Source organism: Mesorhizobium bavaricum (genome assembly GCF_056781655.1).
This window is the reverse complement of record NZ_CM165566.1, coordinates 5,546,021-5,556,916: the sequence shown is the minus strand read 5'-3', so window position 1 is coordinate 5,556,916 and position 10,896 is coordinate 5,546,021. Positions and strand designations below refer to the sequence as shown.

Genomic DNA, 10,896 nt, shown 5'->3' with positions numbered 1-10,896 from the left:
GCATCGGGGGTGACGATGCAACAGGAGAAACACCATGAGAACGACGACCAAACTTGCCCTTGCCTTCGTCAGCTTGGCCGGCGCCGTCGGCACCACGGCCTACGCCGAAAACAATGCCAGCGAAAAGATGCGCGAGGGCACGATGATGCGCCTCAGCAAGGCAATCCGCGATTCCAACGGCACCATCACCTTCGATCAGTTTTCCGGCGCCATGAACGCGCGGCTGAAGAAGCTCGTCGCCGACAATGGGGGCAAGCTGACCGTTGCCCAGCTCGCCGACGCGCTGGAGAAGGCGCGTTTTGAGCAGATGGCCAAGCGCATCATCGCCCGCTACGACACCAGGGGCGATGGCACGCTGACATCAGACGACATCACCAGTCGCCAGAAGAAGGTCTTCGCCATGCTCGACAGGAACAATGACGGCAAGATCGAGAAGAGCGAACTGCCGAAGGGCGGCCGATTTGGTCGTCATCACCAATGGGGTGGTGACGACAACGACGGCGAAGACATGCAGTGAGGTTGTCGACGCAGGTTCCGGCAACTCAGCCGGAGCCTGTTGTTGCTAAGCCGCGACCTTGATCGCCGGTGCGGCTTTCTTGACCGGAATGCGCACCGACACGATCGTGCCGACGCCTTCGGTCGAACGGATCTTCAGCGCGCCACCCTGGAGCTCCGCCAGCGAGCGCGAGATGGCGAGGCCAAGGCCCGATCCCGCATGGCTCTTGGAGAACTGGTTCTGCACCTGTTCGAAGGGACGGCCGAGCTTGCCGAGCGCGTCTTTCGGGATGCCGCAGCCATTGTCCTCGATGGTCAGCACCAGCGCGCCGGAGGTGTTGCGGGCCCTGACCGATATGTGGCCTCCCTGACCGGTGAATTTCACCGCGTTGGACAAGAGATTGATGACGATCTGCTTGATCGCACGGCGATCGGCAAACAGCGTCAGCGCGTCGGCGATGCGCGTTTCCACGGTGATCGCCTTCTGCGCCGCCTGCAGCGAGACCACGCGAACCGTCTCGCTGATCAGCGGGCCGAGGTCGATCTGTTCCTGGTCGAGCGAGAACTGGCCAGCCTCGATCTTCGACATGTCGAGAATGTCGTTGATGACGCCCAGCAGATATTTGCCGCTGCTGTTGATGTCGGTGGCATATTCCTCGTAGCGCTCCGACCCCAGCGGACCGAACAGGCCCTGTTCCATCAGTTCGGAAAAGCCGATGATGGCGTTCAGCGGCGTGCGCAATTCGTGTGACATGTTGGCCAGGAATTCGGACTTCGCCCGGTTCGCCGCTTCGGCGCGTTCGGTTTCCTTCATGTATTTGCGGTTCAGGTCGACCAGTTCGCGCGACCGCTCCTCTTCTGCCCGGCGGGCGAGGCTCAGATCATGGATCGTCGCCATCAGCCGGCGCTCGCTGTCGACCAGCTTCTCCTGGTGCAGCTTGATCTGGGTGATGTCGGATCCGACCGAGACGATGCCGCCATCCCTGGTCGTCAGTTCGTTGACCTGCAGCCAGCGGCCGTCGGCCAGCTGCCGCTCGAAGGTGGCGCCGCCCTGCAGTCCGCTGGTGTGGGCAAGCCGCCGTTCGGAAGCAAAGGCCAGCATCCGTTCTTCCAGCACCGCGCGCGCGGTGCCCGGCATCACGTCGCGGTCCGAAAGCCCGTTGTCTTGCTGGTATTTGGAATTGCACATGATCAGGCGTTGGGCCGAATCCCACAGCACGAAGGATTCGTTGATGTTCTCGATCGCCGTTCTGAGGCGAAGGTCGGCCGCCTCGGAACGCAGCGCCAGATGGCGCTGTTCGGTGACGTCGACGGCGATGCCGATCAGCTGGATCTCCGGCGCTTCCGGATCGATGACCTGGGCCCGGGCACGCATCCACACCCATTGGCCATCGGCATGCCGCATACGGAACACCTGGTCGATATGGTCGATCTCGCGGGCAACGATCCTGTTTGCGAGCTGGAACAGGTCGCCGTCCTCCGGATGGATGATCTCGTCGACCTCGCCGAAGGACAGCATCGTGTCACAGGGCTTGTAGCCCAGCATGTCGTACATCGAGCGCGACCAGTACATCTTGCCGCGCACCATGTCCCAGTCCCACAGGCCGCAGCGACCGCGAACCAGCGCCATGTCGATGCGCTGATGCGCTTCGAGATAGATGCGATCGGCAGCCTGCGCCCGTGCCGCCTGGCCGAAATAGGCGTAGAGGATGATGATCAGCACGCTGGCCGTCAGCACGAACAGGGTGACGTTCAGCGAGACGGTCTTGCGCCAGGCGTCGAAAACCGCGTCCTGCGGTACCAGGGCCGCCGCGGCACCCTTTCGCCCATTCGCCAGGCTGACCGCTGCATACCAGTCCTGTCCGCCGATGTTGACCTCCATGACGCCGGCGCGATCGCCGAACATGAACAGGGGCTGCCCGCCCTCGACGAGGCCGTCGAGCAAATGGCCTTGCCATGGCACCGAGCGCGGCGTTACCGCGACGATCTTGAAGGCGCTGTCGGTGATGACGAGCACATGGCTGCGGCCCATCGCGCCCTGGCGGCTGGTGGTCTCCAGCAGATCCTGGACGGCGCCCGGCACCGTGTCCGAAGTGGTGGCGAGCGAACTCGCCAGCTGACCCGCCGCCAGCGTGAGGATAGCCTTGGCGTTGCGCTCTACATCGTCGCGCTCGTTCATCAGCGACAGGATCCGCAGCGCGGCGATGACGATCAGGAAGGTGATGATGAGGGCCGGTATCGATCGGCGCAGCAGCGGCTCGGCGGCCAGAAGCCGCCGGTAGGCCGGCTCGGCGATGAGCCGCGCATTGCCGGCAAGGCCATCGCTTCGCGTCTCGCGATGCGCAAAAGCCTTCCCTCCGGGCGCGCCCCACGCGTCCGCCTTCGCCATAAATGGCACTCCCCGATTTTGCCTAAGCTGCTTGATCCGGCAAACGCCGCACATCCGAATCGTCAGTAAAGAATCAAAGGTGATTCGCCTTGTCCAGTGGGCGAGCGAAAAAAGATTAAAAATCGACTAAAATAACGCTGAAACGGCCGTTCCCGGACAAGAGTGCACGCTTACGCCAGTGTGCGCTCGACAATATCCCTCAGATCCGCCGACAGGTTCTCGGCATTGGCGATCGAAAGCAGCGCTTCCCGGGCCTTGGCTTGCCGGCCAGGTTCGAGCGAACGCCACGATCTGAGCGCCGTTGCCAGCCTTGCCGCCACTTGCGGGTTGCGCTTTTCGACCTCGAGCACGGTCTGCGAGAAGAACTGGTAGCCCTCGCCGTCGGCACGGTGGAAGCCGGTCTGGTTGGCGCTGCAGAAGGTGCCGATCAGCGAGCGCACCCGGTTGGGATTGCCCATCGAGAAGGCCGGATGGCCGGTCAGCGCGCGCACCGCATCGACGGTCCGCGGCCCGGGCACGCCGGCTTGGATCTGGAACCATTTGTCCATGACCAGCGGGTCGGCCCCAAAAGTCGTCTCGAAAGCCGCCAGCGCCTGGATGGCCTCGGGCGAACCGTGATGGCGATAGGCAAGCACGGCAAGTGCTGCCGCGCGGTCGGTCATGTTGGTCGCGGACTGGAAATGCCTGACGGCCAGTGCCGCTCCGCCCGGCTGCAGCGAGAGATAGTCCAGAAGGGTGTTGCGCAAGGCGCGTCGTCCGGCGCTCGCCGCGTCCGGGCTGAACGCGGCCTTGTCGGCAAGGCGGTCGTACGGGCCGGCAAAAATATCCCGGTTGGCCGTGGCGATCGCCAGGGCAAGCGCCTCGCGGGCAGCATAGATGGCGTCGGGGTCGATGTTCCTGCCGATGTCGCGGGCGATGTCGGCTTCGCCGGGCAGCGCCAGCGCCAGCGCCCGGTAGGCCGGTTCCAGCGCTTCATCGCCGGCGATGCTGCCGGCGAGTTCGGTCAGCCGCGCCGCGAAAACCGGCTGCTTGCCGCCGCGGATCTCGCGGAAGGCGGCGATCAGCGCATCGGTCAAGAGCGTGTTGAAGGCCTGCCAGCGCGAGAAGGCGTCGCTGTCATGGCGGGCGAGGAAGAACTGGTCGTCGGCCTTCTGCTCGACGGACAGTGTCACCGGTGCCGAAAAGCCGCGGTTGAGCGACACCGCCGGGCGTTCGGCAACACCCGAAAACCGCACCATGTGGCGGCGCTTGCGGACATGGATGACGCCGTCCTCGACGATGGCGCCCTCGACACTGGTATAGTCGACCGGCTTGCCGCCGGCGCCGATCAGGCCGAAGGCGAGCGGGATGTGCATCAGCCGCTTGCGGCTTTCGGAGGGCGTCGGCGGCACCGACTGCTCGATTTCGAGTGTGAATTCCTGCGACGCCGGATTGTGCGTCGAACTGATGGTCAGGTTGGGCGTGCCGGCCTGATGGTACCAGAGCGCGAACTGCGACAGGTCGCGGCCGGACGCATCCTCGAACACCTTGATGAAATCCTCGATCGTCGCCGCGTCACCGTCGTGCCGTTCGAAATAGAGATCCATGCCGGCGCGAAAGGCATCGGTCCCGAGAATGGTACGGATCATGCGCACCACTTCGGAGCCCTTTTCGTAGACCGTTGCCGTATAGAAATTGTTGATCTCGCGGTAGCGGCGCGGCCGCACCGGATGCGCCAGCGGGCCCTGGTCTTCGGGAAACTGGTGGGCGCGCAGCGTGCGCACTTCGGCGATGCGCTTGACCGCGCGCGAGCGCTGGTCGGCGGAAAATTCATGGTCGCGGAAAACCGTCAGGCCTTCCTTCAGGCAGAGCTGGAACCAGTCGCGGCAAGTGATTCTGTTGCCTGTCCAATTGTGGAAATACTCATGCGCGATGATCGCCTCGATATTGGCGAAATCGGCATCCGTCGCGGTCTCCTGATCGGCCAGCACATATTTGTCGTTGAAGATGTTGAGGCCCTTGTTCTCCATCGCACCCATGTTGAAGTCGGACACGGCGACGATGTTGAAGACGTCAAGATCGTATTCGCGGCCAAACGCCTCCTCGTCCCATTTCATCGACCGCTTCAGGGCGTCCATCGCATAGCCGGCCAGCGTCTCCTTGCCGGGCTCGACATAGATGCCGAGCTCGACCGTGCGGCCGGATAGGGTAACGAAACTGTCGGCGAGCCGGCCGAGGTTGCCGGCCACCAGCGCGAACAGGTAGGACGGCTTCGGGAAGGGGTCGTGCCATCTGGCATAGTGCCAGCCATCGCCGAGGTCGCCCTTGTCGACCGGGTTGCCGTTGGACAGAAGCAGCGGCGCCTCCTCGCGCAGGGCCTCGATCCGCACCGTGTAAACGGACAGGATGTCGGGCCGATCGAGGAAATAGGTGATGCGGCGAAAGCCTTCGGCCTCGCACTGCGTGCAGTAGACATGGTTCGAGCGATAAAGGCCCATCAGGGCTTCGTTGCCCGCCGGCGCCAGCTCGGTCTCGATGACCAGCTGGAAGCGACGCGCCGCCGGCGGCTTGAGGATGGTCAGCTGGTCCGATGTCACCACAATATCGGCCGGTTTCGCTTTCTTGCCGCCGATCTCGATGCGCTTGAGCGTCAGCCCGTCCCCGTCGAGCACCAACGGAGCCGACGCGGATACGCCGTCACGGCGCTCGACAGTGAGCACGGCGGTGACGCGCGTTGCATCTGGCGAAAGGCGGAAGGTCAGGTCGGTTTGCGGAATGAGGTAGTCGTTGGGGCGGTAGTCCTCGAGCTTGAAGACCTGGCCGGTGTCCGTGCGCATTCCGTGGGTTTTCCTGTCGATCGCGTTGGTGGCGGATGTTCCGCTGGTCCAAGAAGTTTGAAGTCCGCGCTCTTTACACGAAACGGCCCCTCGACAAAACTGAGGCAATGCCTATTTCAGGCGTTCCTCCTCCAGTCATCATCACGAGGCATCCATGACCGTCGTCACGCCGAAATTCGGGATGGGCGCATCTGTGCTGCGGCGCGAGGATGCTGCCTTCATCCAGGGGCAGGGCCGCTATACCGACGACATCCAGCCTGCCGGCGTCCTGCATGGTTATGTCCTGCGCTCGCCGGTCGCCAAGGCCAGCTTCACCATCGGTTCGACGGAGGCGGCCAAGGCAGCGCCCGGTGTGCATCTGGTGCTGACCGGCAAGGACCTTGCCCATCTCGGCGATCTCAGGTCCGGCGTCATGCAGCAACAGCCGGACGGCACCAGGGCGCCGACCCGCGACATTCCGATCCTGTGCCGTGACCGCGTCAACTATGTCGGCGACGCCGTTGCATTTGTCGTCGCCGACAGTCGCGCTTTGGCGCAGGATGCCGCCGAACGGATCGACGTCGATTATGACGGCGAAGATGCGGCGTCCGGAACGGCGACGGCGCTTGCCGAAGGAACGACGCTGGTCTGGCCGGAACTCGGCTCCAACCGGGCCTTCAGCTATCACATAGGCGACAAGAAGAAGACCGACGCGGCTTTCGCCAGGGCCGCCCATGTCACCCGCATCGAATTCGTCAACAACCGGCTGGTCTGCAACTACATGGAGCCGCGCTCGGCGATCGGCGAATGGAACGTTGAGGAGAACCGCTTCGTGCTGACCACGGGGTCGCAGGGCGTGCATTCCATGCAGTACATCCTGGCCAGCCTGTTCAAGATCAAGAAGGACCAACTGCGCGTCATCACCCCGGATGTCGGTGGCGGTTTCGGGCCGAAGAGCTTCGTCTACCGTGAATACCCGCTGGTGCTCGAAGCGGCGAAGCGGCTTGGCCGTCCGGTGAAATGGGCTGGCGACCGCACCGAACATTTCCTGACCGACGCGCAAGGCCGCGACAATGTCGTCAAGGCCGAGATGGCGCTGGACAAGGGCGGCCGCTTCCTTGGCATGAAGGTGGACCTGCTGGCCAATATGGGCGCCTATGTCTCGCAATACGGTCCCTATATCCCCTATATCGGCGTCACCATGTCGACCGGCGTCTACGATATCCAGGCGCTCGATGTATCGGTCACCGGCCTCTACACCAACACCTGTCCCGTCGATGCCTATCGCGGCGCTGGCCGGCCGGAAGCGGCGTTCCTGCTGGAAAAGCTTGTCGACGCCTGCGCCCACGATCTTGGCCTGCCCGTCGAAGAGATCCGCCGCCGCAATTTCATTCGGCCCGAGCAGTTTCCTTACCGCACCCAAACCGGCCGCCTCTACGACAATGGCGAGTTCGAAGGGCATATGGACCGCGCCATTGAACAGTCCGAATGGAAGGCGTTTCCGCAGCGGCTGTCGCAGTCGAAGGCCACCGGAAAGATCCGCGGCCTCGGCATGGCGACTTATATCGAGGCCTGCGCCTTCCCGGGTTCCGAACCGGCCTTCGTCGAACTCAACGGCGACGGCACGGTGACGCTGAAGATCGGCACCCAGACCAACGGCCAGGGGCACGCCACCGCCTATGCGCAGTTCCTGTCCGAAAAACTCAATCTGGATATCGACAAGATCCATGTCCGCCAGGGCGACACCGACGAATTGAAGGCCGGCGGCGGCACCGGCGGCTCACGCTCCATTCCGCTCGGCGGTGTTTCCGCGTCACGCGCCGGTGAGGACCTGGCCAACAAGATCAAGCGCATCGCCGCCGACGAGCTGGAGGCTTCGGCCGGCGATATCGAACTGTCTGATGGCGTTGCCCGCATCGTCGGCACCGATCGCACGATCGATTTTTCCGCCATCGCCAAGGCCGCCAGGACGCCGGACGATCTCAAGGGGTTCGGCGAGTTCGTCCAGGACGAGTGCACCTATCCCAACGGTACCCATATCTGCGAGGTCGAGATCGATCCCGACACCGGCGTCACCGATATCGTCCGCTACACCATCGTCGACGATTTCGGCGTCACCGTGAATCCGATCCTGCTCGCCGGTCAGGTGCATGGTGGCGTCGTGCAAGGCATTGGCCAGGCGCTGACCGAGGACACCATCTATGGCGAAGACGGACAGCTCCTGACGGCGAGTTTCATGGACTACGCCATGCCGCGCGCCGACAATTTTCCGTTCTTCCATTTCGAGACCCGCAATGTGCCTTCGACCACCAATGCGCTCGGCATCAAGGGAGCGGGCGAAGCCGGCACCATCGGCTCCACGCCGGCGGCGCTCAATGCGGTGACGGACGCGCTGTGGCGCGCCTACGGCATCCGGCATATCGACATGCCGGCAACACCGGCGCGCATCTGGGCCGCGATCAGGGACGCATCACCAACGTGACATCAGGAGCGGGGGCGCAACCAGAAACGACGGGCGGCCACGATACGCTGAGGGGCATCGCCCTGAAGATCGTCTCCGTGGCGGTTTTTGTCGGCATGCAGACCTGCATCAAGGCGGCCGGCGACGTGCCGGCCGGGCAGATCGTCTTCTTCCGCTCCTTCTTCGCCATCTTTCCGATCATTGCCTTCCTGGCATTGAAGGGCCAGCTGTCGACGGCATTCGTCACCAAACGTCCCTTCAACCACGTCGCGCGCGGCGTCGTCGGCGTCGGCGCCATGGGGCTTGGCTTCTTCGCGCTCACCAGGCTGCCGCTGCCGGAGGCGATCACCCTGAACTATGCGCAGCCACTGCTGGTCGTGGTGTTCTCCTCCGTTTTCCTTGGCGAGACGATCCGCGTCTACCGCTGGAGCGCTGTCGCGGTCGGTCTGATCGGCGTGCTCATCATTTCCTGGCCGGAACTGACGTTGCTTAATTCGGATGAAGCGCTCGACGACCAGGAGGTCCTGGGTGTCATGGCCGCGCTGGTGGCCGCGGCGATCTCGGCTGTCGCCATGCTGTTGGTGCGCAATCTCGTGCAGACGGAGAAGACGGCGACCATCGTGTTGTGGTTTTCGGTGACGGCGAGCGTGCTCTCGCTGCTGACGCTGCCTTTCGGCTGGCAAGCACTGATGCCAGCGCAAGCCGCGCTACTCATCATGGCCGGCTTCTGCGGCGGCCTCGGCCAGATCTTGATGACCTCGGCCTATCGCCATGCCGAGGCGTCGGTGGTGGCGCCGTTCGAATACACCTCGATGATCCTCGGCGTCGTCGTCGGCTATCTCGTTTTCGGCGACGTGACTTCGCTCAGCACGCTGGTCGGCGGTGTGATCGTGGTGGCCGCCGGCATCTTCATCATCTGGCGCGAGCGCCAGCTTGGCCTGGAGAGGACGCGGACGCGCAAGGCTGCGCTGCCGCAAGGCTGATCAGGATCGTTCGCTCCGCTCCTTCGCCAGCCGCACGAGCACAGCCCTTGTCTGATCATCCGCCGGGAAGAAGGATTCGATTGCCAGTTCCGACAACGTCACCTCGAGCGGCGTGCCGAACACGGTGATCGTGCTGATGAACGACAGCACCTGATCCCCATGGGCAAGCCTCAGCGGATGCACGATGGCATTCGGCTCGACGGGTGTTGGTCGGCTGCCCTTCAACCCTGATGGATAGGTTCGCAGCTCGCGCTCCAGGTCGGCCAGCACCGGATCGCCGCTGGCGTCGTTCTGATGCTTCAGCCGCTCCAGCAGGTGCGTGCGCCATTCCTGCAGGTTGACGATGCGTGGCGCAATGCCGCCGGGGTGCAGGCTGAGGCGGAGCACGTTGACCGGTGGCGCCAGCAGCGAAGCCTCGCCGACATCGGCAAGGAAGGGAGCAATCGCGGCATTCGCCGAAACCAGATTCCAGTGCCGGTCGACAGCCAGCGCCGGGAAGGGCTCGTGTCCCTTGAGCACGATCTCGACCGCCGCCATCGCCGGTGCCAGCGTCGTGTCGGAGAGTGACCGTTCGCTGAAGCTCGGCGCAAAGCCCGCGGCGAGCAGCAACTGGTTGCGCTGCCGGAGCGGGATCGACAGCTGTTCGGCCAGATGCAGCACCATGTCGCGCGACGGCGTGGCACGGCCGCTCTCGACGAAGCTCAGATGCCGCTGCGAGATCTCGGCTTCCATGGCGAGGTCGAGCTGGCTCATGCGGCGGCGCGTGCGCCATTCGCGAATAAGACTGCCGGCGGAATTTTGGGCTGTTGTCATGAGCAAATGACTAGGGCGGAGAGAGGCGCATTTCAATTACCTGCCAGGTCATCGCTAGGTGAGCGCCCGCAGCTTCGCCTTCACTTCGAGAAAATCCCGCCAAGCCAGCTTCTTGTGCGCGGGCGTCCGCAGGAGATAGGCCGGATGCAGCGTCGGCATGGCGGGGATGGCGATACCGGATGCCGTCGTGTGGACGCGCCAGTTGCCGCGCAGCCGCAAGATGCCTTCCGAGGTGTTGAGCAAGGTCTTGGCCGAGGGGCCGCCGAGATTGATCAGCACTTGCGGATTGACCAACTCGATCTGTCGCTCGATGAAGGGCCGGCAGATCTCGGTCTCGTGCGGCGTCGGCGTGCGATTGCCCGGCGGCCGCCAGGGAATGACGTTGGCGATGTAGACCGAAGTGCGGTCGAGCCCGATCGCCGCCAGCATGCGGTCGAGCAGCCGGCCGGAACGACCGACGAAGGGCAGGCCCTCGATGTCCTCGTCGCGGCCGGGCGCTTCGCCAACCAGCATCACGGCGGCCTCCGGATTGCCGTCGGCGAACACCAGGTTCTTGGCGGTGGCCTTGAGATTGCAGCCGTCGAAGGACGCCATGTGCTGGCGAAGCTCGTCCAGGGTCGTTGCCGTCGTTGCCAATTGGCGCGCCAGCGCCGCCTGCGCCTCGTCGGGAACCGTAGCGGTCGTGGACGGTGGGCGCGCAACGGGCGGCACATTTGTTCTGTCGCCCGGCTCCGGGCGCGCCACGCTCGTCGAGCGAGGCGGAGCGAGGGTGTCGACCACAGGCGCTGCCGTCGGCGCCCGCTCCGCCGGTTTGGGCGCCTCGGCAAACCGGTTCACCGGCTGATCTTCGAGTGCCTCGTCGACGCCCGCGCTGGCGTAAAAGGCCAGCAGGTCGGCGAGGTCGGGTCTGTTGTTTGGGGAAGCGGCAGTCATGGCGGCACATTCGTCCGCATGGCGGCA

The 10,896-nt window shown here is 64.1% G+C and carries 7 protein-coding genes; 3 read left to right on the top strand and 4 right to left on the bottom strand.

Features of this window, described 5'->3' with window-relative positions:
- Positions 1 to 34: 34 nt before the first annotated feature.
- Complete coding sequence (locus AC1RZR_RS27270) at positions 35 to 517, top strand: EF-hand domain-containing protein (protein WP_481826564.1); 483 nt, start codon at positions 35 to 37, stop codon at positions 515 to 517.
- Between the two features lie 45 nt (positions 518 to 562).
- Here AC1RZR_RS27270 and AC1RZR_RS27265 read toward each other — a convergent pair whose 3' ends face one another.
- Positions 563 to 2,884 (bottom strand): PAS domain-containing sensor histidine kinase, encoded by a 2,322-nt coding sequence (locus AC1RZR_RS27265; protein ID WP_481826563.1) that lies wholly within the window; start codon positions 2,882 to 2,884, stop codon positions 563 to 565.
- A gap of 170 nt (positions 2,885 to 3,054) precedes the next feature.
- Entirely contained in the window at positions 3,055 to 5,700 is a 2,646-nt protein-coding gene (gene pepN, locus AC1RZR_RS27260) for an aminopeptidase N (RefSeq protein ID WP_481826562.1), read from the bottom strand.
- A 154-nt stretch (positions 5,701 to 5,854) separates the two neighbouring features.
- Here pepN and AC1RZR_RS27255 point away from each other — a divergent pair, with 154 nt between their 5' ends.
- A complete protein-coding gene (locus AC1RZR_RS27255; protein ID WP_481826561.1) occupies positions 5,855 to 8,161 on the top strand; it encodes a xanthine dehydrogenase family protein molybdopterin-binding subunit in 2,307 nt (768 codons plus the stop codon).
- Complete coding sequence (locus AC1RZR_RS27250) at positions 8,158 to 9,123, top strand: DMT family transporter (protein WP_481826560.1); 966 nt, start codon at positions 8,158 to 8,160, stop codon at positions 9,121 to 9,123. The genes AC1RZR_RS27255 and AC1RZR_RS27250 overlap by 4 nt, the downstream gene beginning before the upstream one ends.
- Here AC1RZR_RS27250 and AC1RZR_RS27245 read toward each other — a convergent pair whose 3' ends face one another.
- The gene (locus AC1RZR_RS27245; protein ID WP_481826559.1) at positions 9,124 to 9,936 is read right to left on the bottom strand and encodes a helix-turn-helix domain-containing protein; all 813 of its coding nucleotides are present in this window, start codon (positions 9,934 to 9,936) and stop codon (positions 9,124 to 9,126) included.
- A gap of 54 nt (positions 9,937 to 9,990) precedes the next feature.
- On the bottom strand, positions 9,991 to 10,869 hold the full coding sequence (locus AC1RZR_RS27240) for a uracil-DNA glycosylase (RefSeq protein ID WP_481826558.1): 879 nt from the start codon (positions 10,867 to 10,869) through the stop codon (positions 9,991 to 9,993).
- Between the last annotated feature and the right edge of the window lie 27 nt (positions 10,870 to 10,896).

Coding starts and splice junctions, on each gene's coding strand:
- pepN (WP_481826562.1), bottom strand. CDS start 5,700: ATGCGCACGGACACCGGCCAGGTCTTCAAGCTCGAGGACTACCGCCCC.
- AC1RZR_RS27265 (WP_481826563.1), bottom strand. CDS start 2,884: ATGGCGAAGGCGGACGCGTGGGGCGCGCCCGGAGGGAAGGCTTTTGCG.
- AC1RZR_RS27240 (WP_481826558.1), bottom strand. CDS start 10,869: ATGACTGCCGCTTCCCCAAACAACAGACCCGACCTCGCCGACCTGCTG.
- AC1RZR_RS27255 (WP_481826561.1), top strand. CDS start 5,855: ATGACCGTCGTCACGCCGAAATTCGGGATGGGCGCATCTGTGCTGCGG.
- AC1RZR_RS27245 (WP_481826559.1), bottom strand. CDS start 9,936: ATGACAACAGCCCAAAATTCCGCCGGCAGTCTTATTCGCGAATGGCGC.
- AC1RZR_RS27270 (WP_481826564.1), top strand. CDS start 35: ATGAGAACGACGACCAAACTTGCCCTTGCCTTCGTCAGCTTGGCCGGC.